General features: G+C 63.1%; 23 protein-coding genes and 1 tRNA gene. 14 read left to right on the top strand and 10 right to left on the bottom strand.

All coding sequences use genetic code 11. The features are described 5' to 3' along the window. Positions 1-130 precede the first annotated feature (130 nt). The gene (locus tag IYX23_RS02890; RefSeq protein WP_196392018.1) at positions 131-337 is read right to left on the bottom strand and encodes a hypothetical protein; all 207 of its coding nucleotides are present in this window, start codon (positions 335-337) and stop codon (positions 131-133) included. Between the two features lie 2,637 nt (positions 338-2,974). Beyond that, on the bottom strand, positions 2,975-3,160 hold the full coding sequence (locus IYX23_RS02885; protein ID WP_196392019.1) for a hypothetical protein: 186 nt from the start codon (positions 3,158-3,160) through the stop codon (positions 2,975-2,977). A gap of 1,494 nt (positions 3,161-4,654) precedes the next feature. On the opposite strand from IYX23_RS02885, the gene IYX23_RS02880 reads away from it, so the two are divergent. Then, complete coding sequence (locus tag IYX23_RS02880; protein WP_196392020.1) at positions 4,655-5,473, top strand: hypothetical protein; 819 nt, start codon at positions 4,655-4,657, stop codon at positions 5,471-5,473. A gap of 83 nt (positions 5,474-5,556) precedes the next feature. On the opposite strand, the gene IYX23_RS02875 is transcribed toward IYX23_RS02880, so the two are convergent. Then, positions 5,557-5,832: a hypothetical protein gene (locus tag IYX23_RS02875; protein ID WP_196392021.1), complete on the bottom strand. Its 276-nt coding sequence runs from the start codon at positions 5,830-5,832 to the stop codon at positions 5,557-5,559. A gap of 210 nt (positions 5,833-6,042) precedes the next feature. Between IYX23_RS02875 and IYX23_RS02870 the strand changes: the two genes are divergently transcribed. The 4 genes from IYX23_RS02870 (at position 6,043) to IYX23_RS02855 (ending at position 7,878) form a co-directional block, all read left to right on the top strand. Continuing rightward, entirely contained in the window at positions 6,043-6,399 is a 357-nt protein-coding gene (locus IYX23_RS02870; RefSeq protein WP_196392022.1) for a hypothetical protein, read from the top strand. A 195-nt stretch (positions 6,400-6,594) separates the two neighbouring features. Further along, positions 6,595-7,287 (top strand): arylesterase, encoded by a 693-nt coding sequence (locus tag IYX23_RS02865; protein ID WP_196392023.1) that lies wholly within the window; start codon positions 6,595-6,597, stop codon positions 7,285-7,287. A gap of 43 nt (positions 7,288-7,330) precedes the next feature. Then, a complete protein-coding gene (locus tag IYX23_RS02860; RefSeq protein WP_196392024.1) occupies positions 7,331-7,594 on the top strand; it encodes a hypothetical protein in 264 nt (87 codons plus the stop codon). Between the two features lie 194 nt (positions 7,595-7,788). Beyond that, positions 7,789-7,878: transfer RNA gene (locus IYX23_RS02855), tRNA-Ser, on the top strand. A gap of 116 nt (positions 7,879-7,994) precedes the next feature. Here IYX23_RS02855 and IYX23_RS02850 read toward each other — a convergent pair. Next, positions 7,995-8,378, bottom strand: a complete 384-nt coding sequence (locus IYX23_RS02850) for a DUF202 domain-containing protein (RefSeq protein WP_196392025.1) — start codon at positions 8,376-8,378, stop codon at positions 7,995-7,997. 116 nt (positions 8,379-8,494) lie between these two features. Here IYX23_RS02850 and hflK point away from each other — a divergent pair, with 116 nt between their 5' ends. The 3 genes from hflK (at position 8,495) to IYX23_RS02835 (ending at position 12,108) form a co-directional block, all read left to right on the top strand. After that, positions 8,495-9,634, top strand: coding sequence for an FtsH protease activity modulator HflK (gene hflK, locus IYX23_RS02845; RefSeq protein ID WP_246716439.1), 1,140 nt, complete (start codon positions 8,495-8,497; stop codon positions 9,632-9,634). Further along, positions 9,631-10,557, top strand: coding sequence for a protease modulator HflC (gene hflC, locus IYX23_RS02840; RefSeq protein ID WP_196392027.1), 927 nt, complete (start codon positions 9,631-9,633; stop codon positions 10,555-10,557). The genes hflK and hflC overlap by 4 nt, the downstream gene beginning before the upstream one ends. A 63-nt stretch (positions 10,558-10,620) precedes the next feature. Beyond that, complete coding sequence (locus tag IYX23_RS02835) at positions 10,621-12,108, top strand: Do family serine endopeptidase (RefSeq protein WP_196392028.1); 1,488 nt, start codon at positions 10,621-10,623, stop codon at positions 12,106-12,108. Positions 12,109-12,211: 103 nt separating this feature from the next. Here the strand turns inward: IYX23_RS02835 and serB are convergent, their stop codons facing one another. Further along, on the bottom strand, positions 12,212-13,114 hold the full coding sequence (serB, locus tag IYX23_RS02830; protein WP_196392029.1) for a phosphoserine phosphatase SerB: 903 nt from the start codon (positions 13,112-13,114) through the stop codon (positions 12,212-12,214). Between the two features lie 27 nt (positions 13,115-13,141). On the opposite strand from serB, the gene miaA reads away from it, so the two are divergent. Beyond that, positions 13,142-14,083 (top strand): tRNA (adenosine(37)-N6)-dimethylallyltransferase MiaA, encoded by a 942-nt coding sequence (gene miaA / locus IYX23_RS02825; RefSeq protein ID WP_196392030.1) that lies wholly within the window; start codon positions 13,142-13,144, stop codon positions 14,081-14,083. Here the strand turns inward: miaA and IYX23_RS02820 are convergent. Beyond that, positions 14,046-14,870 carry an RMD1 family protein gene (locus IYX23_RS02820; protein ID WP_018408482.1) on the bottom strand — a complete coding sequence of 275 codons (825 nt, stop codon included), beginning with the start codon at positions 14,868-14,870 and terminating at the stop codon, positions 14,046-14,048. The genes miaA and IYX23_RS02820 overlap by 38 nt on opposite strands. A gap of 120 nt (positions 14,871-14,990) precedes the next feature. Here IYX23_RS02820 and fdxA point away from each other — a divergent pair, with 120 nt between their 5' ends. Next, a complete protein-coding gene (gene fdxA / locus IYX23_RS02815; protein WP_123176018.1) occupies positions 14,991-15,329 on the top strand; it encodes a ferredoxin FdxA in 339 nt (112 codons plus the stop codon). 288 nt (positions 15,330-15,617) lie between these two features. On the opposite strand, the gene IYX23_RS20600 is transcribed toward fdxA, so the two are convergent. Continuing rightward, on the bottom strand, positions 15,618-16,280 hold the full coding sequence (locus IYX23_RS20600) for a hypothetical protein (protein ID WP_196392031.1): 663 nt from the start codon (positions 16,278-16,280) through the stop codon (positions 15,618-15,620). Here IYX23_RS20600 and IYX23_RS02805 point away from each other — a divergent pair. Next, positions 16,243-17,130: a CarD family transcriptional regulator gene (locus tag IYX23_RS02805; protein ID WP_348643618.1), complete on the top strand. Its 888-nt coding sequence runs from the start codon at positions 16,243-16,245 to the stop codon at positions 17,128-17,130. The two genes, IYX23_RS20600 and IYX23_RS02805, sit on opposite strands and share 38 nt — an antisense overlap. A 121-nt stretch (positions 17,131-17,251) precedes the next feature. Here the strand turns inward: IYX23_RS02805 and IYX23_RS02800 are convergent, their stop codons facing one another. From IYX23_RS02800 to IYX23_RS02790, 3 genes are all read right to left on the bottom strand, one after another. Continuing rightward, a complete protein-coding gene (locus tag IYX23_RS02800; protein ID WP_196392032.1) occupies positions 17,252-18,133 on the bottom strand; it encodes an RNA polymerase factor sigma-32 in 882 nt (293 codons plus the stop codon). A gap of 118 nt (positions 18,134-18,251) precedes the next feature. Further along, a complete protein-coding gene (locus IYX23_RS02795) occupies positions 18,252-19,721 on the bottom strand; it encodes a M48 family metalloprotease (RefSeq protein WP_196392033.1) in 1,470 nt (489 codons plus the stop codon). Next, complete coding sequence (locus tag IYX23_RS02790) at positions 19,699-20,505, bottom strand: thermonuclease family protein (RefSeq protein WP_246716438.1); 807 nt, start codon at positions 20,503-20,505, stop codon at positions 19,699-19,701. Before IYX23_RS02790 ends, IYX23_RS02795 begins: the two co-directional genes overlap by 23 nt. A gap of 129 nt (positions 20,506-20,634) precedes the next feature. Between IYX23_RS02790 and ybgF the strand changes: the two genes are divergently transcribed. From ybgF to IYX23_RS02775, 3 genes are all read left to right on the top strand, one after another. Further along, complete coding sequence (gene ybgF / locus IYX23_RS02785; protein WP_196392035.1) at positions 20,635-21,624, top strand: tol-pal system protein YbgF; 990 nt, start codon at positions 20,635-20,637, stop codon at positions 21,622-21,624. Between the two features lie 34 nt (positions 21,625-21,658). Next, the gene (gene tilS / locus IYX23_RS02780; protein ID WP_196392036.1) at positions 21,659-22,693 is read left to right on the top strand and encodes a tRNA lysidine(34) synthetase TilS; all 1,035 of its coding nucleotides are present in this window, start codon (positions 21,659-21,661) and stop codon (positions 22,691-22,693) included. Positions 22,694-22,870: 177 nt separating this feature from the next. Further along, the coding region (locus tag IYX23_RS02775; protein ID WP_196398820.1) for an FtsH/Yme1/Tma family ATP-dependent metallopeptidase at positions 22,871-23,907 on the top strand (1,037 nt) is incomplete at its 3' end.

The following is a 23,907-nucleotide window of genomic DNA, read 5'->3' as shown; positions in this document are numbered from 1 at the left end:
CGAAGCTGCCCGCTAGCGAACAGCGCCCTCGACTTCTTCGCTTCAGAACACGGCGCTCTCATCGATGCGTGACTTCGGAAGAGCGAAAAGGCGCGGAAGCCTTTTGCCCTCCGCGCCTTCCTTAAAGTCTCTACGCCGCCAGCTCACGCTTCATGATCCGCGCCGCTGCCGCATAACTGCCGGGGCGCTCATCGAATAAATCGCTGTAGTCGCTCGGCAGCGTGTCGCTGCAATTCCAAACGAGACCAACCATTTCTTTGAGTGTGATCTGGCGTTCTTCGAATTCGACTGTCGGTTCCGGCTCGCCCGGCCGCCAGTGAATGAACGCTTCGATCATCTCTAAGAAAGCGTCGCGAACGTGGCCTTTGGCGTGACCGCCGTTGCGGCCATACGCATACTGTTTCATGACATTACCTTTCGTTTTCGAGTGTGAATACGAAAGGTCGGGCGTCGCCCTGATCTCGCTCGCGTCGCCCCGACCTCATTTAGAGGCCATGCCCTACCTTACCGCGTCCCATCGCTTGGCTGGCGATGCTTCTCGACGCCTGCGATCAGGTCGGCGCGAGAATCCTCTCCCGAAGGTTCACGCTCGCGCGTTGGCGGGAGGACCGCCTAGTTTTCGAGATGGGAGACAGGAAAGCGCCGCGCAATGGAATGTCAAAAATTTTTTGAGGGCGAAACCGCCACTTGCCCCTTAAAAGAGACGAATCGCCTTAAGCGCCCGCGCTGGGCGTCGCTCACCTCGCCCTCGATACGGCTGCCAATCGGGCATTATGCACGGCGCGCGAGCCGCATCGCGAACAAACGAATCGCCGCGATCTCGCCAATGCGATGAACCGCGTCTCCGGCGGCGCGCGCATCGTGTCGAACGCGATTTTGCTGTGATTGACGCAGCCCAGCCCCGTGCACCAGACCCACGCGCCAGCGACGCCTTCCGCGCGAAGATCGGCGATGCTCGGTGGCGCGAGGCGGTGCATGCATCAAGATATCGGCGGGCTCTCGAACTTGCGAGCGCGTTCGATTCTGAAAAGGAGCGCCACGGGCCAAGCGCCCCTGCCCCACTTCAGCATGTGGACGACAGAGGCGTTGTGGCTCCTATAGTGTCTCAAACCCTAAAATCGGCGGCAATAATGATTATAACCATCTGATATTATTGGCAACTATAGCAAACGTATCGATATGCTTTGTAATCAGTAGGTCAGGGGTTCGAATCCTCTAACCGGCACCATAAATCGACATTAATACAGCTATTTATGAAAATGACGGATGCGGCGGATACGAGGCTCTTCTCTTGTGTCCGCACACTGTCCGCAACCACTCCATCCCTCACGAAAAACGCCTCGCCAGTTCATCCGTGCTCGGGGCATTATCGGGCGCCCCCTCCCTCATCAAAAAGCCCGGTCGTCGTCTATGCTCCCCGGATGCAGCGTCCCGCCCCGCGACGATCGCCGACCTTCGCGCCGAGAGCGTCCAAGGCGCGCGGGTATGGTGCTTAATCGCGACTGCCAGCACGATGGTGTCGTGAGCTTCGAGACGATCGGCCCGCCCTCGGGCTTCACCTTCATCGACCTTCCGAAGACGCGACGCTTCGTCGCCGGGAATGCGGCGCCCGTGAGGTGCAGGTCATGCCGGACTGGCCGCCGTCTGGCTTCCAGCTAGATTGCGCCAAGCATGCGGACGATGGACATCAGCGACATTCCCATGCGGCGCGGCTTCGTGTATCTGGCGGCGACAATCGACGTGTCCAGTCGGCGGATGCTGGCGCATCGTGTTTCGAGAGAGGAAAATTAATGTTCAATAGTTGTGCACTGCCTTCCGGCGCTGTCCGCTTCTTTCTAATGTTCGCCTCGGCCTTCGCGCCATTTGGCGCCCCTGCGTCTGCCCAAGATGCTCCCGCTGGAAAGCCGTCCGCCACAGTGACGATCGAGCAAATCCAGGTCGCGTTCATTGGGTCCGGCTCGCTTGGCGGTGGGACACTAGAATACGCTGGAAAATCCTATCCCATCACCGTTGGGGGATTGGGAATTGGCGGTATAGGAGCTTCCAAATTGACGGCCTCTGGCGCCGTTTATGGCCTTACGAGGCTTTCGGATTTCCCTGGGGCTTACGTTCAGGTGCGACGAGGTTGGGCTATTGCTGAGCGCGGGCGAGGGACGATGTGGCTAACGAATGGGAATGGCGTCACCATGAAATTGAGCGCAAGCCGCCAAGGATTACAGACTGCGCTGGGGGCAGACGGCGTGTTGATTGAATTCAAGTAGCCCAAGCAAAACAAGAACGCCCCGCAGTTACATCCACGGTCGGGGCGTTTTCTATGGGCGACGACGATTTGGGGGCGGTCGTCGCTCAGCGAGCCTATGCCGCAATAGTCCGACTTAAGCGCGCATCGCTCGGCGCTTTCGACGATGCGCCGGGACATTTGCATGGCGACGCCGTCGTATCGGTCGGTCACGCGCGCGAGCCAAAGGAAGAACCGTGCGAGTTTCCGATCTGCGCAGGCGCAGCAACTACGCTGCGCCCACCGTCACCAGAGTACGGCGGCTAATCGCGGTCCGGCGCTCCTCCCCCTGCCGCGCCTTCAAGCACTATTCGGCCGGTGGCATCGTGCGGCTCGGCATGAGGCAGCGCATACCCCCAATACGTCATGCCCTCGACGTAGTACGGCGGGGGTGCGCCGCAGGGCGCCCTGACGTAACCTTCAAAACATCTGGGGCTCTTCGCGAGAGCCGAACCTGAACCAAACAGCACAACAAAGAGTGCGGCCTAGATTGCTTCGACATCTTACTCTCCCAGCAGCGCCGCTACGACGTGAGCGCATGCGGGGAGTTAAATTTCTGTCACTGAGTTGTAGTAGTGGCCGCGCCGCAATTTTGATGACGCCCTGAACTCTACAATTCTTCTGAAGCAACGTTGACGCAGCGCGCCCCTAGGACTGACCGTCATCAGCTTCACTCGCGCAGTGTTGAGCGTTGAGCTAGGCGCGCGAGGATTTCTCGGCATGATCGTTGGCAATGTCCAGCGGCGCCGCTTCTTCGCAACTGTCTTCACCCTCGCCGACGATTGGCACGAACCGCGGCTCACAAGCCTCATCTCTGCCGTCCTGCAGAGGCCGCGATCGAGAGAGAAAGTCGAGCAACGTCACATAGGCGAGATCGAGCATGAAATGTCTCCACAGAGACCTAAATGGTCCGCGCGGCGAGAAGGAGAAGCGCCAGAGAGACTACAAAATCGGATTATCGGAATAGCAATTTTACTCGGACTGACTCACTGGCGGCACAGTGATGCGCAGTCGGCAGAACGCTCGTTCGACCTGCAAGCGCGCCGACGTGTCGTCGACTACCGGATCGTTCGGGCAAATTGGCGACGCCGATCACGCGAGGACGATAACGCGCGTCCCGATTGCTGCACGCGTATACAAATGCGCGATATCCTGATTGATGATGCGGACGCATCCGGACGAGCCCCACGCGAGAAGCTGGATCGTCGCCTTATATTTGCGCTCAAAATATTTTTGTCGAGCCGAGGCGATGCGCGCCAGGAATGGATCGCCTCGTCGAGTCAAGATCTGGGACGGGCGACGCCGATCCCACGCTGATCCACTGCATTGGGGGGCGATGGTTAGAAGCGCTGGTCGGCTCGTTCGAGCGACGAAGGCTCCTGTAATGCGCAGCAAAAAAGAAGGGCGAGACGGCCAGCGTCTCGCCCTAGACATACGCCGCGAAATTCGGTCCGATCAATGAGACCAAGCCGCAGCCCACTGCAACTGTTGTCATTGCCGCAATGTCCAGATCAATGGTTCTTCCTAGCCTTCGGCGCAGCAGTGCTCCACCTGTGGAAAATACCTAGTTGATAAAGGGTTAGACGACACGGAGGACGCGCGCCGGGCTTTCCAAGTCCTCAAACCACTCGCGCGCCGCTCCTGAGAAGAACTCAGGCCATGCCGACCGCTCGGCCGTCATCGCCGTACTCGGCCCAGGCGCCCTGCCTTCCGCCTTCGCGGCCAGCAGGCTATCGGCTATAAGACTGGATCGGACCGACACCGAATTTCGAGAGGCACATCGTGAGGATCTCGTTGCAAAGCACTTGTCTCGCGGTCTCGGCTGTACGCCGCCGCCGAAAACAACATCGAAGCGTGTGCGCCAGGTTCGACAGAGGCGCCCTTGCCATTGCTGTTTTGGTCGTTGCGCTCTCGAGCGCTGCCGATGCGAAGCAGAAGCATGCGGCTCCTCCGCCAATTTCAGCGGGCGCAGAGACGACGACGCCCGTGGATCAATGCGGTCATCCGATCGTCACGGACAATGTCGGAAAACCTTACATCGACCCCGTCTGCATCGCCCTCTCCGATCACCTGCAACCCCCGCTCTATATTCCCCGGCCTGAATGCAACAGGGGCGTGGAGCCTTATGATTCGAGTTGCTTCTTTGAGCGACTCTATACGGTGATGACGGCTTCGCCGGGTCCCCGGCCTCTCAATACGCCTCCTGCTCCATATCCCTTCAAGTAACTTGAGCGATTCACGCCGGGCGACGCTCTCATCTGATGCCCGCACTGCCTCTGCGTAAGGCGCAGCGGCGAAAAAGAATCGACGCCATTTCGCCGCGATTCAGGCGCATGTACAAAATCTCCGCCCTATACCGAAGGTGGGTTTCTACACATGCACGACCTCATCATTCCGCCGGAGCCGCCACAGCCGAAAAGACACGGCCCGCCAGCAAAACTGCCGGTGGAGATCGTCATCGACCGCCGCGGCGGTCGGCCGGTCCGCTATGGTCTGATCGCCGCGTTGATCGGTCTTGCCGGACTTGCGGCCACGCATTTTTATGCGCCAGACCGGTCAAAGGACACGGCAGTTCAAAAGGCTGAGGCGCCGGCGCCCCAGCAAGTCGCGATCCCGGTGTTGGACGAAGCGTCGAAGCGTCGGATCGCCGCCCTTCAAGATGAAGTGCAGGAGCTGCGCGCAAGACTCGACGCCGTGGCGAAACAACAACAGGCCGACCGCGATCGCGCGCAGGCCGCCAGCCCCCCTCCGCCCGCTGTCGAAAGCCAGGCTGCCGCCGTCGCGGCGAAAGCAGCGCCCGCGACGCGTGTGCCCGAAAAGGGGCAGGCCAAAGTTGCGCGCGCCGCCGGGAACGAAAACGCCAAAGTCGACATGACGCCCGTTCAGACGATCGCGCCGGCTTCGAAAGTCGTCAGCGGCTACAGGGTGCGCGACGTCTATCACGGCGCCGCCCTTATTGAATCGGACAGGGGCATGATCGGAGTCGAGCCCGGCGAAGTGGTGCCGGGCGTTGGTCGAGTGATGGCCATTCAGGAACGCGGCGGTCGCTGGGTGGTCGTCACGGAGAGCGGAGAGATTCTGGGGAATGCGCGTGGACAGTCGCGCGCTCCGGTTCCGCGTCGGCGCCAATTCGCGCGAGAACTCGACGGCTTTGAGCCCGACCCCTTCGAACCGCCGATGTTCCCTCGCTACTGATCATCGGCGCCCGTGGCGCGCGCCCAGAGAGAGTCGCCGCGCTCGCGCGCCACGATGCTTGATGACCTTCGATGCGCGCGCAATCAGTCTTTGCGACGCGCCGGCAAGAGGCGAAGCGTTTCGAACGGTCCCCAGGCGAATTTGCCATTGTCGACGGCGAAATCACCGTCAATGACATATTCGACGACGAGTTCGGAAATCCTCCGCCACTCTTCTGGCGTTGGCGTTTCCCAAATCGCTTCAGGCGTTCGCTCGTTATTGGAAAGAGCGAAGATCGCTTGAGCGATTGCAGGATGCGTTTGCCGGTTGACGCTCCATCCAACCGGCGGCGGGATGCAAGAGCATATTCGATTGTCCATCGTCGCCTCCTCGGGCTCGTTTCGCCCGGCGCGAGGCGCGCGCCGTATTCGATGTTAGCATAGAACGGGGCAGGCTGGAGCGATCTGTGCCGATAATTTCGCTTGTCGATGTCAGCGGCGCCTTATCTGAATAGGCGCGGGAGCGGGATCCCGTCTCGGGAGCGCCCGCGCGTGGCTACCGTCTTAGGCGCAACTGCTGCGAGGTCTTACATGCAAAATCTATCCGTGATCGCGGCGGCGTGCGCGGCCTTGAGTTTGACCGCTGAGACCGCCGACGCAGGGGCGATGAGCGCCAACAATTTTGGGCTTCCCACGAAAGACGTCGCGCTCAAGTGCGCGCCGCTGAACTATTCCGTACATTGCTCGATCTCTATGAGAGCCAATCCACAATACAGTTCTTGTTGCTTCTATGTCGCGGCGGGCCAATCCTATCCGATGAAGACTGACTACCGCTTTGGATTCTACAACAATGTCATTAGCATCCATCTCAATAACAGCTCCCCGGTAACCGCTCAGCTAAGGGATCTGAGAACGGGCGCCCATGCGCGATGTTTTGAGGCCGGGTGATCGGCGCTATTCCTTCACGCCGGCGCTGCCGTCCCTTCGCTCGCGAGGCGCCATCCAGGGGCCGCGGCGCAGCGCCCTCCCCATCAACTCGGTCTTGCCGACTTCTCTTAACCTGTTGCTCTCCCTCGGGCGCTAAGCTGGCTAAGGCGTCACGTCGCCCTAGCTGAGATTGAGCGGCACGTGTGGGGGTGAGGCATGTCAAAAATTCTGTTCACTTCATTGTCGAAATTCGCCGCGCTCGCGCTCCTTCTCGCCTCCTTCGCTACTCCAGCGTTGGCGCAACCGATGAATGTGTTGGTCTTCGGCGACAGCCTCACATCCGGATTCGACCTTACCGAGGCGCAGGGATTTCCGGCTCAGCTCAAACACCGGCTGCTCGCCGACGGCTATAACGTTGTCGTGTGGAACGGCTCCAACCCCGGCGACACGAGTTCCGACGGCTATGCGCGCATCAACGAGGCGCTGCGATACAATCCAGATCTCGTTCTTGTCGAGTTCGGCGCGAACGACATGCTGGATCGTGTCGACCCGCGCGTCACCTACCGCTATCTCGATGCGATCATCCGCGTCTGCAAGGCGCGCGGCGCGCGCGTGGTGCTGGCCGGCATGCTCTCGCTGCCGAAGAACGGACCAAACTATATTGTTGGGTTCAACAACATCTATCCTACTCTCGCGCATAGTAATCGGGTGCCGCTCTATCCTTTCATGCTGGCCGGAGTCTTCGGCCACCCGGCGCTCATGCAGAGCGACGGCAAGCACCCGAATGCGCTTGGCACCGCGGTCATGGTGGCTGGCATCGCGCCGCTGATCGAGGCGAATCTGCGCGGGATCCGCGTCGCCTCGCCGACGCCCTTTAGTCCCGACGCTCCGCTATTATCGGAGCTATAACCCCGAGAGGGCGCCAGCGATTGCGCGGATGATGGAGGCGACGATGCGGATATTATTTCGGCTGGCGGTTCTTCTGCCCTTTACGTCGGTGTTTGTTTCCCCGGCGTCGGCGCAGGCCACGGCCGCGGACATTGTCGCCGCGCATATTCGAAGCCAGGGATACCCCTGCGACGCGCCGCAAGCCGCCAAGCGCGACCCGCGTGCTTCCAGACCGGACGAGCCGGTCTGGCTGCTGACCTGCTCGAACGCCCGCTATCGCGTGCGATTGATCCCCGATATGGCCGCGGCGGTCGAGCAAATTCATTGAGGCGACGCAGATTGCCCTGTCGACGCCGGCCCGCTTTGGCGAGAACCGCGCTCGGACTTGTGGGCCGGGGAGCGCCTCGCGCGTGATTTGCGCGTCAGGGCGCTCGGCGCGGACGCCGAAACAGGCGTTCTCTTGCCATCGCGCCGGGCCTTTGGCATATGTCTTTCGCGCGCCGCCTTATTATGCGGGCGCATGGAGACGTGGCCGAGAGGCTGAAGGCGACGGTTTGCTAAATCGTTATAGGGGAAACCCTATCGTGGGTTCGAATCCCACCGTCTCCGCCAGTCCAGATATTCTTCTGCCGCCCTGCCCATCGACGGCTCCAGCAGGCAGTCAATCGCGCCCGCGTCGCTCGGCGGACAGACGAGCGCTTGCCCTCCGCCGCAACGTCGAAGTGGCTTCACACGATCGCGAGATAGGCGCTGAACGCGGCGACGGTGAGCAGCAGCACGGCGAGGAAATACAGGCTGGCCCTCGTCGCGCGCGCCGTATACGGCTCGTCGCGCGCGAGCAACCGCGCGGTGTGAATAAAACGGACCGTTGAAATCACGATCAGCATGACGCCTGCGACGATGAGCGCCGCGCCGCCGTAACGGCCGGCCGGATGCTCCAAACGATGGAGGTGCAGTCGCTCGGCGTCGACGGTTAGCGCGCCGGCGATGGTCAACAGGAAGAGATTGAATCGCTCAATGACGAAGCCGAGAGCGATGACCGCAATGCCTGTTCGAACCCAAGCGAGGAAGGTCCGCTCATTGGCCGCGATATTGGTGTAATCGCGAATCATGCGCCTCTCCTCTGCACGAGCGCTAACCGGCGCGTCATTGCCGCAGCGCCCGCGAATGCCTATAACATTGCCAAACGCGGCGCGAGCGCCGCCCATTCCTCTTTATGCGAGACGACATGCCCTGGAGCGATCAAGGCGGGCCGCGCAATCAAAATAACAATCCCTGGGGACAGCCGGGTGGTCCCTGGGGACAGGGCTCCGGCGGGCAGCCGCCGGACCTCGAGGAGATGCTGCGCCGCAGCCAGGAAGGTCTGAAACAGATTCTGCCGAGCGGATTCGGCGGACGCGGGCTCGCGATACTCGTGCTGGTCGCCGTGCTCGCCTGGCTGCTCTCCGGGCTTTACACCGTCGGACCCAATGAGATCGGCCTCAATCTGATCTTCGGCAAATATATGGGCAAGACCCAGGCGGGCCTGAACTATAATCTTCCGGGTCCGATCGGATCGGTTGTGAAGCTTGCGGTTACCGACCGTAACATCACCGACGTCGGTTTCCGCGAAGAGCCGAACGTCGTCTCGGATGGGCGTCGCCGGGGGTCGGTCACCGCGCCTCGAGGGCCGGAAGCGCCTGAAGAAAGCCTGATGCTGACCAGCGATGAGAACATCGCCGACGTCAAGTTTCGCGTCATTTGGCAAATTGATCCGGCGAAGCCGGAAGATTACGCCTTCAACGTCGCCAATCAGGCCGGAACCGTGAAGGCCGTGGCCGAAAGCGCCATGCGCGAGATCGTTGGTCAGACTCGAATTCAAAAGATTCTGACTGCCGACCGCAAGTTGATCGAGCCCGCCAGTCAGGCGTTGATGCAGAAGGTGCTCGACGAATATCACGCCGGCGTGCTGGTGCTGCAGGTGCTCTTGCTGTCGGTCGATCCGCCGCAGCAGGTGATCGCGGCTTTTCGCGACGTGACCGCCGCCCAGCAGGATTTGCAGCGTCTCGGCAATGAGGCCGAAGCTTACGCCAACCGAGTCGTTCCGGAAGCGCGCGGCGGCGCCGCCCGCATTCTGCAGGAGGCCGAGGCCTACCGCGAACAGATCGTCGCGGAGGCGCGCGGCCAGGCGTCGCGTTTCGAGCAGATTTACGCTCAATATAAAAACGCGCCGACGATCACCCGGCAGCGTCTCTATCTCGAAACCATGGAGCGCGTGCTGGGCGGCTCAGAGAAAGTCATTCTCGACGATTCATCGAAAGGCGGCGCCGGCGTGACGCCCTTCGTGCCCCTGCCCGCCTTTACGCCCTTCCAAGGAGGCCGCAAATGAGGTCCGGCCTTCTCTTCGCGCTCGCCGTCGCGCTGCTTATCGGCGTCATCGCCGTCGGCGGCGCCCTCTTCACCGTTTCACAAACCGAACAGGCGGTGGTGCTGCGGTTTGGCGAACCTGTGGCCGGGCGGGGACTGATCACCGAGCCTGGCCTCCACTTCAAGTTTCCGCTTGTCGAGAATGTCGTCACCTTCGACAACCGCATTCTCGACGTTGAAAGCCCGAATCTGGAAGTTCTCGCCGCCGACAATCAGCGACTCGAGGTCGACAGCTTTATCCGCTATCGCATCGTCGACGCGTTGCGGTTCTATCAGACCGTTAACAGCGTCATGGGCGCGAACAATCAGCTGGGTTCGGTGTTGAACTCCGCCGTCCGACGCGTGCTGAGCGAAGCCAACCAGCAGCAGATCGTGCGCGACGAGCGGGCCGGGTTGATGGTGAAGATCAAGGAGCAGGCGGACCGCGAGGCGCGGAAGTTCGGCGTGCAGGTCGTCGACGCGCGCATTCGCCGCGTCGATCTCCCGCAGCAGATCTCTGAAAAGGTTTTCGGGCGCATGCAGACTGAGCGCCAGCGCGAGGCCGCCGAATACCGCGCCCAAGGTTCGGAGCAGGCGCAAAAAATCACCGCCAAGGCCGATCGCGACGTCGTTGTGCTGAAAGCCGAAGCGCAACAGAAGGCCGACCAGATGAAGGGCGAAGGCGACGCCGAGCGCAACCGCATCTTCGCCGAAGCTTTTGGCCGGGATCCCGACTTCTTCGCTTTCTATCGGTCGATGCAAGCCTATGAGAGCGCTTTCAAGCCGGGGGAGACGCGCTTCCTGATCAGTCCGCGTTCGGAATTCTTCCGTTTTTTCTCAGCTCCGGAGGCGAGCGCCGCGCCGAGCGCGGAACAATCGGAACCGGAGCGAAACCTAAAAAAATGACCCGCAAGCGCGAGCGTTGAGCCGCGCCCGGGCATACTTGTCCCTCGACAGGAGACATAACGCATGACGTCCGCACTTCGTCGCGCCGCGAGAACGATCCTCGCGACCGCGCCTGCACTCTACCTCGTCGTCGCTCCCGCACAGGCGAAAGGTCCCGATTCGCTTTCGGAACTCTCCACCCAGGTCTCGGACGCCGTGGTCAATATTTCCGCCACCACGGTGGATGCGAAACGCAGCTCTCGTAACGACGGCCCCGCCCTGCCGCCTGGAGTCGGACCGGGCGCGCCCTTCGACGATCTCTTTGAGGAGTTCTTCCGGCGGCGTGGCCAGGGAATGCCGGAAATGCCGCGGCAGCGCAGGTCGAGTTCGCTCGGCTCCGGTTTCGTGATCGATCCCTCCGGCATCGTGATCACTAACAACCATGTCATCGCCGACGCCAATGAGGTGACGGTGATCCTCAACGACGGCCAGAAACTCAAGGCGGAAGTCCTGGGCAAGGACCAGAAAGTGGACGTCGCGGTTCTGAAGGTGAAGCCGGAAAAGCCGCTGAAAGCGGTCAAATTCGGCGACAGCGACAAGGCGAAAGTGGGCGACTGGGTGCTCGCCGTCGGCAACCCGTTCGGCCTCGGCGGCTCGGTGACGGCCGGCATCGTTTCGGCGCGCAACCGCAACATCGATAGCGGTCCATACGACAACTACATTCAGACCGACGCCTCCATCAACAAGGGGAATTCCGGCGGACCGCTGTTCAACATGGACGGCGAAGTCATCGGCATCAATACAGCGATCCTGTCGCCGTCGGGCGGCTCGGTCGGCATCGGTTTCGCGACGCCGGCGAATACCGTGGAGCCCGTCATCGAGCAGTTGCAGGCATTCGGCGAGACCCGTCGCGGCTGGCTCGGGGTCCGGATTCAAAATATTGACGACGCCATCGCTGAAACGCTCAACCTCGGCGCGACGCGCGGCGCGCTCGTCGCCGGCGTCGACGATAAGGGCCCGTCTAAGCCGGCGGGGCTGAAGGTCGGCGACGTGATCGTCAAATTCGACGGCAAGCCGATCAAGGAGTCGCGCGATTTGCCCAAGCTCGTCGCGGCGACCCCGGTCGGCAAGGATGTCGAACTCGTCGTGGTGCGCAGCGGCAAGGAGCAGACCAAGATCGTCAAGCTCGGCCGTCTTGAGGACGGTGAGAAGGTCGCGTCGAAGGACGGCGGCGACAAGGAGAAGTCCGAAAGCGGCGGCGACGGCTCCTCGCAGAGCGTGCTGGGGCTGGAATTGTCGCGTCTCTCAGATGCGTTGAGGACGCGCTATCAGATCAAGGACACCGTTAAGGGCGGCGTTGTCATCACCGCCGTCGATCCGCGCTCGGAGGCGGCCGAGAAACGCCTGCAGGCGGGCGAGGTGCTGCTTGAGGTCAATCAGGAAGCGGTGAGCGACCCGGCGGATGTGCTCAAGAAAATCAAGAGCCTGAAAGGCGCGGGCAAGAAGACTGCGCTGCTGATCGTCGCGAACGGCCAGGGCGACGCGCATTTCGTCGCGTTGCCGGTGGAGTGACCACAACCCTCTTCCGCCTGCGGCGGGAGAGGGACTTCACCTCGCCGCGCCGATCGTTAGCGCGCCCTCCTGCGAAACGCGAGGATGGCCAAGGAGCGCGCTGTCACTCAACAAACTCCTCGCGCCGATACCCCTGCGCATACAGCAGCGCCGTCAGATCGGCATGGTCGACGCGCGCATCCGCCGCCTGCGCCACTTTCGGCTTGGCGTGAAAGGCGACGCCCAGACCCGCCTCGCGCAGCATCTCGAGATCATTGGCGCCGTCGCCCACCGCCAGCGTCGCGTCTCGCGACAGCCCTCGCGCCTCGCGCAGTTCGACAAGCGCCGCGCGCTTGGCTTCGCTTCCCAGGATCGGCGCAACGATCGCGCCGGTCAGCGCGCCGTCAGCAATTTCAAGATGATTGGCGCGCGTCTCATGAAAGCCGATGCGCTCAGCGACGGGCTCTGTGAATTGCGTGAAGCCGCCAGATACAAGCGCCGTATGGGCGCCATGCGCCCGCATCGCGCCCACAAGCTGTCGCGCGCCGGGCGTCAGCGTGATGCGCGTCAGCAGGGATTCGACCTGCGCCAGAGTCACGCCAGCCAGCAGCGCGACGCGCTCCCGCAAGGCGCCTTCGAACGCAACCTCGCCGCGCATTGCGCGCTCGGTGATCGCCGCGACATGCTCGCGCAAGCCGACGAGGTCAGCAAGCTCGTCGATGCACTCCTGCCCGATCATGGTCGAATCCATGTCGGCGACCAGCAGTTTCTTGCGCCGCCCCGTCGTCGGCTGAACGATGACGTCGATCGGATCGTCCGCGACCGCAACCTGCAGCCGCGCGCGCAAGTCGGCAAGGTCATGCCCCGCCCCCGACAGGAAAACGTCAACGGCATGATCGGGCGCGAGCCAGTCGCGCCCCGCGTCGATCAATCCAGCGTCGTATAGCGCGCCCGACACTGCGCGTTCGTTGAGCGCCGCGCCCCGTCCGGCGACGAAGGTTGCGACGTACTCGATGGGCTTTGACATCTCCACCGTTTCAGCGGCAATAGCGCCATGCGCGCACGCGCCATTCTCATTGCAGGTCCAACCGCTTCGGGCAAGTCCGCGCTCGCGCTCGACCTCGCGCGCCGCCGGCGCGGCGCGGTGGTCAACGCCGATTCGATGCAGGTCTATCGCGACCTGCGGATCGTCACCGCGCGCCCGACGATCGAGGAGGAAGCCGCCGCGCCGCATCTTCTCTTTGGCCACGTCGATGCGGCGACGAACTATTCCGTCGGACGCTGGCTCGAGGATCTCGCACGCGTTCTACACGACCTCGATGCGCGCGAATTGACGCCGATTCTCGTCGGCGGCACGGGAATGTATTTCCGAGCCGCGCTTTACGGGCTTTCAGACATTCCCGCCGTTCCCGGCGACGTGCGGGAAACGATGCGCGCCTGGGCGCAGGACAAGACCGCGCAGCAGCTTCATGCCGAACTTGCCGCGCGCGACCCCGCAACGGCCGCCGTGCTGCGCAAAACCGATCCGCAGCGGCTGTTGCGGGCTTTGGAAGTCCTGGAGGCGACAGGCAAGCCGCTCGTTTCCTTTCAAGGTCCGCGCAGCCCGCCGATTTTGAAGGAGTCAGAATGCGCGGCCTTTTTCCTCGCGCCCGAGCGGGAGACGCTTTACGCGCGCATCGACGCGCGCTTCGAGAGGATGACGCAAACGGGCGCGCTCGACGAGGTCGCGGCGCTTAAGGCGCGGGGACTCGATCCGTCGCTGCCGGCGATGCGTGCGCATGGCGTGCCCCACCTCATCGCGTATCTCGAGGGTCGACTGACGCTTGCGGAAGCGATTTTGCGCAGTCAGCTCGATACGCGCCGTTACGCCAAGCGTCAGTTCACCTTCGCGCGACACCAGCTCCCGAGTTTCGAATGGATCGCTGGCGAAACGCCGCTGCGCGACGTCGAAGACGCGCTCAGCTCATGCGCGCGACCCACATCTGGAACAGGGTGAGGACGATCTCCATCGCGATCAATATGATGATCGTCCACTCCAGCCGAACCGAGCGCGCCGCGTCGATGAGATCGGTCAGCGCGCGGGCGGTCTCGCCAATCACATCGATCTTGGCGTTCAGCGTGCGCGCCCGCGGCGTAAGTTCGTACTCATCCTCGAGACGCGCATAGAGCCTTTCGAGGTCAGGCCGATCCCAAAGCACATCCGGCTTGTCGTCGACGGCGACGCGGCCTGACACGCGGTGCCGCACGAGCAGAGTCTGACCCATGAGCTCCAACATGGATTTGCGCTTCCATGGCGGGCTGCCCCTCGCCGCAAGTTCGGCGGCGAAGGGCTCGATCGTGTCGAAAACGGCGTTGACGCGGCGCTCGTCACGCCCCAGGGCGACGCTTTTCGCCAAGACGTCGGCGATCACCAACAACCGCGCTTCGGAAAGGTCCTTTACCGCGAGGCGTCCGTCCGGCAGCGCCTTCTCCTCGCCGTCGGGAGTCGCTTCGATGATCAACGTCTCGTCATCGCCCCGCGACGCGCCCGCTACGCGAAGGCCGATCTTTTGGACGATCTCATCCTCCTCGAGCGGCGAAAGGCCGAAGAGAACGGCGACCCCGAAGCGGTAGAGCACGGCGAATCCGCTCTGCCCGGCGTGAAACGCGAGAGGCGCCGTAGAAACGAGATCCGCCCGTTCGAGCCCGTCGGTGTCGATCCGCTCGCCAAGCAGCAAGGCGCGGGCCGTCAGCGCCTGCCGGCTGATCGCGGTCGTCGCGGGCGAATTTATTGTTTCGACCATTTGCTGACCTTGTGGGTTGCAAGCGCAATTATATCTCTGACGCGCCCCTCGTTCTGCTCGCCTTGCGTGACGCTGGCAAAAAAGCTAGCAAGCGGCAAGGTCGCGGGAGAGATCACCCTTATGACTTATGTCGTCACGGAAAACTGCATCAAGTGCAAGTATATGGACTGCGTTGAAGTGTGTCCGGTGGACTGTTTCTACGAAGGCGAGAATATGCTGGTGATCCATCCGGACGAGTGCATCGACTGCGGCGTCTGCGAACCCGAATGCCCGGCAAACGCCATCAAGCCCGATACGGAAGAGAATCTCGAACAGTGGCTGCAGCTTAACGCCGAGATGGCGCAGAACTGGCCCAATATCACCATCAAGCGGGAACCGCCTTCGGACGCCAAGGAATGGGACGGCAAGCCGGGCAAATTCGAGCAGTTCTTTTCGCCCGAGGCTGGCGAGGGAGACTGAACGGCGTTCAGCGCCAATCTGGCGCCTAACTTGCGTAGGATGGCTTTCCACATCCTTAATTTATTTAAAAAGTCTGAAGCTATAATATGTTAGCGTAGTTCGCGGCCTCAGCCCGGGCGCCGCTCGCGCGCATATGCCTTTGATTTTCACGCTTCGGCGTGTTATAAATCACACACTAAATGCACGCCTTGTCGAAGGGCGATGCGGCGCCAGTCACCGTCTCGCGACGAATTCGAAGCCTCTCTTTCTCGAGGGCCGGCCGCTTGGCCGTCTGTTGGGTATGCGGCGCTAGCAAGGTTTCCACCAGCCGCCTTCGCGGCGCCGCCGCGGCTTTTTCGCCGACGGCGCGCGCGATTCGTCAGGCAGCGATGGTCCCGTCTCCACAGCGGGACAGCATAGGAGTAGCCCGCGTATGCCCTCCAACAAAACCGAGAAAAAGTCGCCTGCGACTGCCTCCACCGCAGCGCGCGCCAAGGGCTCGGCCGCTCGCTCCAAAACGCTCGCGAAGCGAGCCGCCAAGAGCGGCGCGACGAAAACCGCCGCAGCGAAGAGTTCGACTTCGAAGAAGCCGGCCAGCCGCTCCGCCTCGGCGGGAAAGCCTGCGCGCGCCGCCGCCGCTTCGAGCCGGAAAGCGAGCGCAAAAACCTCCGCAAAAGCCGCGAGAACGATGACAGCCAAAACAACGACGACGAAATCGAAATCGACCGCGAAGGAATCGACTGCGAAGGACAAGACCGCCAAGACCCCGGCGCGCGCTGCGGCGACGCGTCGAACGGCGGCGAGCCCTCGCAGCGTCACCCGCGTCCCCGCCGCTAAGCCGCTGGCCAAGTCGAGCGCCAAGACCGCGGTCGCAGGCAAGACCGTGACGAAGCGCGCCGTGGCCGCGAAGGCTGCCAAAACGGCGGTGGAAAAGGTGAGCGCCAGCGCGAAGACGCCGGCGGCGAACCCCATTGCGGCCAGCAAGACCGCGGCGGCGAAGCCCGCCCAAGCGGCGACAGCGGCCAAGCAGTCGGCGGGCAAGCCCGTCGAGCAGCAGAAGCCGGCGGCGCCAGTCGCGCCTGCGGCGGCAAAGCCGCGTCCCGCGGTGGAAACGGAGTCGAAATTGGTGGAACAAATGGTCGCGGCGCCGCCCGCAGCTCCCTCTCAGGAGACCTCGGCGCCGATTGAACGCGGTATGCCTAGTCGTGCGCCGATGCCCGGCGCGCCGGCCAAGCCGAAGCCCACGACGCCGTCGGCCAAGCCTGGCTTCAAACTCAACGAATACATCGTCTACCCCGCGCATGGCGTCGGGCAGATCGTCGGCGTCGAGACGCAGGAAGTCGCGGGCTTCAGCCTGGAGCTCTTTGTCGTGAGCTTCATCAAGGACAAGATGACCCTCAAAGTGCCTACCAGCAAAGTCGTCAGCGTCGGCATGCGCAAGCTCGCCGAAACGGCCGTCGTTGAGCGGGCGCTGCAGACGCTGAGCGGCCGCGCCCGCGTCAAGCGCACCATGTGGTCGCGCCGCGCTCAAGAATACGAGGCGAAGATCAACTCGGGCGATCTCATCACCATCGCCGAGGTGGTCCGCGACCTGTACCGGTCCGACACTCAGCCCGAGCAGTCATATTCGGAGCGCCAGCTTTACGAAGCCGCCTTGGATCGCATGGCGCGTGAAGTCGCCGCCGTGCGCAAGCTCATCGATTCGGAATCGTTGAAGTTGATCGAGTCCTTTCTGCTGAAGGGCCCCCGCCGCGGGCCGAAGGCGGACGGGGATACGGGCGACGATGGCGGGGATGAGGCTGACGTGGACCGAGCCGCCTAGTTCGCTTCCGATCACATCGAATCATGTGATCGATAGGAATCGCTCAAAACAAGCGGGTTCTTTTCGAAACCTACTCTCATCAGACAACAAAAACCCCGGAAGCGACTTCCGGGGTTTTTCGTTACACTCTTGCGGGCTCGTCGGACGTCGTCGTTTCTTGCATCCGCGACAGCGCGCGCCTCAACTTGATGAGCGCGCGACTTTCGATCTGCCGCACCCGCTCCTTGGAAATACCAAGGCGATCGCCCAGCGTCTCAAGCGTCACCAGATTTTCCGCCAGCCGACGCTCGCGCACGATGCGCAACTCGCGCTCGGAGAGAATGGTCAGGGCATCCTTAAGCCAGCGCGCGCGCCGATCGGAATCCAGAGTCTCCTCGACGACTTCGTCGGGGAGCGGCTTCTCGTCGACGAGAAAATCCATCCTCTGCGCGGAGCCGGACGTATCGTCGTCGACGAGCTGGGCGTTCAGCGACACGTCGGAGCCCGATAGACGCGAATCCATCATCTCCACGTCGGCCCGCGAAACGCCGATCGCATTTGCGATCGTCTGATAGGTGTCGACTGAACTCGCGCCGTGATTTTCGCGCGCCAACCGCGCACGCAGGCGACGCAAATTGAAGAACAGCGCCTTTTGCGACGAACTCGTTCCGCCCCGCACGATCGACCAGTTGCGCAATACGTAATCCTGGATCGACGCTCTGATCCACCATGTCGCATAGGTGGAGAAGCGCACGTCTCGCTCCGGCGCGAACCGCGCCGCGGCCTCCAAGAGTCCGACGTGGCCTTCCTGCACGAGATCCGAGAGCGGCAATCCGTAATGTCTAAACTTCGCCGACAGCGCGATGACGAGGCGCATATGTGCGGCGGCGAGTTTATGAAGCGCTGTGGAGTCGCCCCGCTCACGCCATGCGATGGCGAGCTGCTTTTCTTCCTCGCGTTCTAGAAAGGGCGCCTCGGCCGCAGCCTTAATTAATTCGCGCCCCAGTCCAGGCATATAAGCCATGACGCCCTCCATACGCGGCTATCCGCCACTAATGGTGGGAGTCCGCGCGCCAAGATTTGCCTTGCTGGGATAACCGCCAGACGCGGCAGTTGTTCCCAAAGCGAGCAAATACCGACCGTCACTCGGTTACGATTTTGTAATGTTCGCCGGCGGTAAGGGCGTCGCCGGGGGACAGCCCGTTGAGAAGCATGAAGTGTTCGACGGGCCTGTTAGGCACCACCATCCGTGAGGCCATCGTTTCGATCGTGTCGCCTGGGGCGGCGACGGCGATCGCAATCCTCAAGGGCCGGGCGTCAGTGGTTTCATCGGGGCCGAGCCGGCGGAAGGATCTGATTGACTCCATGAACAGCGCGTCGGCCTCGTCGCTCAGTTTGCGCGCTGCAAAAATCAGGCGGTAGAGAAACTCGCCCGACCGGATCACCGCCAGCCGGAAATTCCATTCCCCCGCCCGAGCGACGGCGATGACGGCGGGGAGCCCGTTGATGTCGATCTTGCGCACGGAGGAAGGAAGCAGGCCGTCGACCCAGCCGGAGCCGACATAGGCTTCAAGATTCTCGTCCGACGGCAGGCGCACGCTGTCGAGCCGCAAGGCTTCATTGTCGGCTTCGCGCACACCGAATACCGCTTCGTTGGAATTTTCCAGAAGAAAGCCCTCAGGCGCGATGAAGGCGAAGCGCAGTCGCGGATGGGTGAATTTGCGGTCGCGAACGTAGCCTTCCATGGGATCGTCGCCGAACGCGACGCCCTTGATGGCCTCGAGATAGCCGCTGCGGTCGGCGACGCCGATCCCTGGCGCTCCAATTTGTCGCGCCGCAGCGACAGCCTTGGAGATGCGGTCGGGGGTGGAGGGATGCGTCGACATAATGTCGAAGTCGAGCGACTTCTTCTTGCCGTAGAGCGCCGCGCGCAAATCCGCGGACCGACCCAGCGCCGTCAGGAAGCGCGAAGCGCCATAAGGGTCGAAGCCGGCTCGGGCGATGACGCGCACGCCGGCGGAATCGGCGTCGAGTTCCTGCTGACGGGAGAAGCTCGCGACGGAGAGCCGCTGACTGGAACGCACCTCGTCGCCTTTCTGACGGTTCTGAATCACCGCCGCGGCTTGCGAGATGATCGCCGCCTCGCGCTCGCGTTCGGCGCGAAGGGCGCTGTGGCGCAAGGAGACATGGGCGATTTCGTGCGCCATGACCGCCGCCGCCTCCGAAGCGTCGCCGGCAAGCGCCAGCAGTCCGCGCGTCACGTAAAGATTGCCGGAGGGCAGCGCAAAGGCGTTGACGACGGGCGTGTTGAGAATCGTCACCTTGTAGGTTGGCTGGCCGGGCGTATCGCTGACGGTCGCCAGCTTGGCGAGAATGCCATCAAGGTAGTGCTCCGCAGCCGGGGCCTCATATTCGCCGCCGAATTGGGCGACGAGCTCCTTATGCTGAACCGTGCTGCGATTATCGGTTCGCGGCCCAGCCGGGCGCGTCGGAGGCAAGGGGGCGGTAAAGATCTGTCCTTGCCGCTCGAGCTCCGCGCAGCCTCCAATCGCCAAGCCGATGACAGCCAGCAGGGAGAGCGCCATCCGCCTAATGAGAGGCGACGCCGTCAAGAAATTCGATCTCGGCTGGCGTAGCGATTTCGATGCGAGCCCCGGTCTCAATAAGCCCTCGTACGCGCGCTCGCCGCCCAACGAGCGAGCGGGGCTCGATTTGCCCGAATATAGCCAAATTGCGCCGCAGAATCACGACGGTAAAGCTATCGCGCCATTTGTCGCCAAAATTAAGGTAGAAAGCGCGCCGCGACTCGCCTACCGAGCGGATCGCGCCGACGACGACAATCATTCCCTTACGCCGCTTCAGATCGTCCACTGCGCCGGGCGCGGACGCGTCGATCGGGCGTAACTCCGGTCGTGACCAAAGTCCGACGCCCGTATCGCGCGCCCGGGCTTCGGCGGCCAAATACGCTTTGGCGCAGGCCGCGGCGGTCGGATCCGGACGAAAGCGCGCCTCGCCAGCCGAGAGCAGCGCGGCCGCCACGGACGCAAGGGGCGCCGCCCCTCCCTCGACCGAGCTTGCGTAAATTCTCGCCGGCGTTCGGCCCCAGCGGTCCCCTGTCGAAGCAAATGCGCCCAGGAATATGTCTCGGCCGGAGAGCCACGACGACAGACGGCTGCGGATGGCGGCGCGCAGCTCCGCCATTTCCGGCGGCGGAAAGTCGAGCCCCGCGAGAGCAGCGCAGCGGCCGTCATCGAGCAGCAGTTCGAAATCCTCATCCACGGCGGCGACGGTCGCCGGAACGGCGCCCTCGAGCGAGCATTCGCCGGTCTCCTCGGCCGGCGGAAGCGACTCGGCGCATGACGGCCACGCCGCCGTCACAAGCGAGGCCATCGCCATTCTTTGGAGCCAAACGAGGCGGAATAATCCCATCGCCTAATTTTAGCCGAAAGGGCGCCTATGGTAAGGCGTTGTCACGCCGCGTCGAAGTGAGCGACGCCTTTAGCGGAAGTCCCGGCCTTCGCGACCATGTCCCCACGCTACGCCCTCCTCTTCACCCTATCCTTGTTCATGGCGGGCGCCGCCCAGGCGTTCGACCTCTATGGGGATCCGCGGCCAGAGGGCGAGATCCGCAAGGCTCAGACCTACAATGTTCCGCCGTCGGATATCTATGAAGGTCCTGAGGCGGGACCGGGGCCGGACGCGGCGGCGGCGATGCGGGTCGATCGGCTGGAGCGCGAGCTACGCCGATTGACCGGACAAAACGAGGAGCTGCAGCACAGGGTGCAGCTTTTGGAAGAGCAGCTGCGCGCCGCAAAGTCCGAGCCACACTCAGAGGCTGCGCCGCGCGGGCCGACGGTTCCATCAACCGCGGCGCAGACGGCGTCTGAGACGGGAGCCAAGGCCGGCAAGCGCGGCGACGCCTTTGATCCGGGGACGCAGCCGACTGCGCCAGGCGCGCCGCGGCCGCTCGGCACGACGACACCGTCAGCGCCGCTCGAAAGCGCCGCGCGACCGTCGGGCTCGGTCACGCTCGCTCCCGTGCGCGAAGCAGGCCAACCGCTGGATATCGCCCACGGCCGCCTTGTCGGCGACCAGAGCGCGCCAGCGGAAATCGCCGCCGCGCCGCCCGTCGCGGGGCCCAAGGAGCAGTATGATGAAGCGGTAGGCGCGTTACGCGCCGGTAAATACGAGGAAGCGGAGAAGTCGCTCTCGACGTTTTTATCGAAGAACGGCAAGAGCAAGCTCGCCGCGGCCGCGACGTTCAACCTGGGCGAGAGCTTCTTTTTGCGCGGACGGCACCGCGAGGCGGCTGAAAGATATTTGGAAATCTCGACGAAATACGGCGATTCGGCGCAGGCGCCAGAGGCGCTGCTGCGACTCGGCCAGTCGCTGAGCGCAATGGGCGCGAAGGAGCAGGCGTGCGCCTCCTATTCCGAGATCAACGTCAAATTTCCGAAGGCGGCGACGCGTGTCCGCGAAGCGGCTCAACGCGAAAGCAAAAAGATTCAATGCTAGCCGCCCGCGCGGCGGTCGGCGCCCCTCCCTAGGCATGCCGCGCAGGGAGCCGGAAGACCGCGCCGCCATCGACGACGACTCGCTCGAGGGAAGTCGTGAAAGCGCGCTCGATCTCATTGCGCCCTACCCTTCCTTGCTGCTCGCGGTTTCGGGAGGGCCTGACTCGGTCGCCTTGATGCTGCTTTGCGCGCAATGGTCCTTACGCGCGTCGCGCCACATCGCCGTGGCCACAGTCGATCATGGCTTGCGCAATGAGGCGCGCGCGGAGGCTGAAGAAGTCGGCCATTGGGCGCGCGCTCTTGGCTACGCGCATCATTTATTGACCTGGGACGACGAGAAGCCTTCGACGCGCGTGCAGGAGCGCGCGCGGCGAGCGCGTTACGCGCTGCTCAGCGCCTGCGCGCGGCGGATCGGCGCATCCGCCATCGTGCTTGCGCATCACTCGGAAGACCAGGCCGAAACAATCCTGTTTCGTCTCACGCGCGGCTCCGGCGTCGCAGGTCTTGCCGGCATGGCGCAAATCGCACGCCACGAAGACATCCCGTTGCTACGGCCGCTGCTCGACTTTCGCAAAGAGGAGTTGGAGGCGGTCTGCGCGCGCGCAGGGCAACCGTTCTTTCGCGACCCGTCCAACGAAGACGACAGCTTCGCGCGCGTGCGGCTGCGCAGGCTGGCGCCCATGCTCGCCGCGCAGGGACTCAGTCGAGACGCGCTCCTGCGGCTTGGATCGCGTGCGGCGCGCGCCGACGCCGCGTTGGCGCATTGCGCCGCCGAAATGCTGGCGCGCGCGCTGCGTCGAGAGGACGCATCATGCGTCGAACTCGACGCCGCGACGCTGTGCGAGGCGCCGCTCGAAATTCTCCTACGCGTGCTCGCGAGTGCGATTCAGCGTCTGGCGCCGGCGGCGGTGCTTCGCCTCGAACGTTTGGAGCGCGCCAGCGCGCGAGTGGCCGCTGCGCTGACCGCGCGTGGATCGGTCCGAATGACGCTTGCCGATGTCTCGATTGAAGCGAATAGCGGACGAATTCGGCTGCGTCCGGCGCCGCCTCGCCGCTCAAGCTCAACTTAGCGAATTCGGCTTTCGCGGGACCAACTTGTCTGAAACGGCCAAGTCGCCACGCAGCGATGCTTGGATTCACGGGCTTTCCGAGACTTGGCAACGCGACCAGGTGCGCCTAAATTAAGCACATGACCGGAGCGCTTCGGGGGATAAGCCCGACCGAGCGGCTCCCGACAGGCTTCCCACATGAACCCACACTTCAGAAACCTCGCGCTCTGGGCAATCATCGGGTTGCTCGTGGTTGCGCTTGTCATGCTATTTCAGCAGCCTGGCCAACGCACGCCGATCCGCGACATTTCATATAGCGAACTGCTGACGCAGATAGACCAGGGCCGCGTCCACGACGTGACGATCGCGGGCAATGAGATCGTCGGCCACTTCAACGACAATCGGCCGTTTACGACCTATGCGCCGGACGACGCCAATCTCGTGCCGCGCCTGCAAGCGAAGAACGTCTCAATCAGCGCCAAGCCAAATGAAGGCGGCAGCTTCTTGATGACGCTCCTTCTCAACGCGCTGCCGCTCGTCGCATTCCTCGCGGTCTGGATTTTCCTTTCGCGGCAGATGCAGGGCGGCGCAGGCCGCGCGATGGGCTTTGGCAAATCGAAAGCGAAGCTGCTGACGGAGACCCAAGGCCGCGTCACCTTCGAGGACGTCGCCGGCGTCGACGAAGCCAAGGAAGATCTGCAGGAGATCGTCGAATTCCTGCGTGATCCGCAGAAGTTCCAGCGGCTCGGCGGGCGCATCCCGCGCGGCGTGCTGCTCGTTGGACCGCCCGGCACCGGCAAGACGCTGCTGGCGCGCGCCATCGCCGGCGAGGCGGGCGTGCCGTTCTTCTCGATCTCGGGCTCTGACTTCGTCGAAATGTTCGTCGGCGTGGGCGCCTCGCGCGTGCGCGACATGTTCGAACAGGCGAAGAAGAACGCGCCCTGCATCATCTTCGTCGACGAGATCGACGCGGTCGGCCGCCATCGCGGCGCCGGCCTTGGCGGCGGCAACGACGAGCGCGAGCAGACGCTGAACCAGCTGCTCGTCGAGATGGACGGCTTCGAGGCGAATGAGGGCATCATCCTGATCGCCGCGACCAACCGTCCGGACGTGCTCGATCCGGCGCTGATGCGTCCGGGCCGTTTCGACCGGCAGATCCAGGTGCCGAACCCGGATTTCATCGGCCGCGAGAAGATCCTCAAGGTTCACGCCCGCAAGGTGCCTTTGGCGCCGGA

The sequence above is a fragment of the Methylocystis sp. L43 genome (assembly GCF_015709525.1).
GTDB lineage: Bacteria > Pseudomonadota > Alphaproteobacteria > Rhizobiales > Beijerinckiaceae > Methylocystis.
This window is presented reverse-complemented; position numbering and strand designations above follow the sequence as displayed.

Excerpts from the sequence above, each read along its gene's own strand:
- IYX23_RS02890 (WP_196392018.1), bottom strand. The coding sequence starts at position 337 with ATGATCGAAGCGTTCATTCACTGGCGGCCGGGCGAGCCGGAACCGACA.
- IYX23_RS02885 (WP_196392019.1), bottom strand. The coding sequence starts at position 3,160 with ATGCTCGATCTCGCCTATGTGACGTTGCTCGACTTTCTCTCTCGATCG.
- IYX23_RS02880 (WP_196392020.1), top strand. The coding sequence starts at position 4,655 with ATGCACGACCTCATCATTCCGCCGGAGCCGCCACAGCCGAAAAGACAC.
- IYX23_RS02875 (WP_196392021.1), bottom strand. The coding sequence starts at position 5,832 with ATGGACAATCGAATATGCTCTTGCATCCCGCCGCCGGTTGGATGGAGC.
- IYX23_RS02870 (WP_196392022.1), top strand. The coding sequence starts at position 6,043 with ATGCAAAATCTATCCGTGATCGCGGCGGCGTGCGCGGCCTTGAGTTTG.
- IYX23_RS02865 (WP_196392023.1), top strand. The coding sequence starts at position 6,595 with ATGTCAAAAATTCTGTTCACTTCATTGTCGAAATTCGCCGCGCTCGCG.
- IYX23_RS02860 (WP_196392024.1), top strand. The coding sequence starts at position 7,331 with ATGCGGATATTATTTCGGCTGGCGGTTCTTCTGCCCTTTACGTCGGTG.
- IYX23_RS02850 (WP_196392025.1), bottom strand. The coding sequence starts at position 8,378 with ATGATTCGCGATTACACCAATATCGCGGCCAATGAGCGGACCTTCCTC.
- hflK (WP_246716439.1), top strand. The coding sequence starts at position 8,495 with ATGCCCTGGAGCGATCAAGGCGGGCCGCGCAATCAAAATAACAATCCC.
- hflC (WP_196392027.1), top strand. The coding sequence starts at position 9,631 with ATGAGGTCCGGCCTTCTCTTCGCGCTCGCCGTCGCGCTGCTTATCGGC.
- IYX23_RS02835 (WP_196392028.1), top strand. The coding sequence starts at position 10,621 with ATGACGTCCGCACTTCGTCGCGCCGCGAGAACGATCCTCGCGACCGCG.
- serB (WP_196392029.1), bottom strand. The coding sequence starts at position 13,114 with ATGTCAAAGCCCATCGAGTACGTCGCAACCTTCGTCGCCGGACGGGGC.
- miaA (WP_196392030.1), top strand. The coding sequence starts at position 13,142 with ATGCGCGCACGCGCCATTCTCATTGCAGGTCCAACCGCTTCGGGCAAG.
- IYX23_RS02820 (WP_018408482.1), bottom strand. The coding sequence starts at position 14,870 with ATGGTCGAAACAATAAATTCGCCCGCGACGACCGCGATCAGCCGGCAG.
- fdxA (WP_123176018.1), top strand. The coding sequence starts at position 14,991 with ATGACTTATGTCGTCACGGAAAACTGCATCAAGTGCAAGTATATGGAC.
- IYX23_RS20600 (WP_196392031.1), bottom strand. The coding sequence starts at position 16,280 with ATGGGGTTCGCCGCCGGCGTCTTCGCGCTGGCGCTCACCTTTTCCACC.
- IYX23_RS02800 (WP_196392032.1), bottom strand. The coding sequence starts at position 18,133 with ATGGCTTATATGCCTGGACTGGGGCGCGAATTAATTAAGGCTGCGGCC.
- IYX23_RS02790 (WP_246716438.1), bottom strand. The coding sequence starts at position 20,505 with ATGGCGATGGCCTCGCTTGTGACGGCGGCGTGGCCGTCATGCGCCGAG.
- ybgF (WP_196392035.1), top strand. The coding sequence starts at position 20,635 with ATGTCCCCACGCTACGCCCTCCTCTTCACCCTATCCTTGTTCATGGCG.
- tilS (WP_196392036.1), top strand. The coding sequence starts at position 21,659 with ATGCCGCGCAGGGAGCCGGAAGACCGCGCCGCCATCGACGACGACTCG.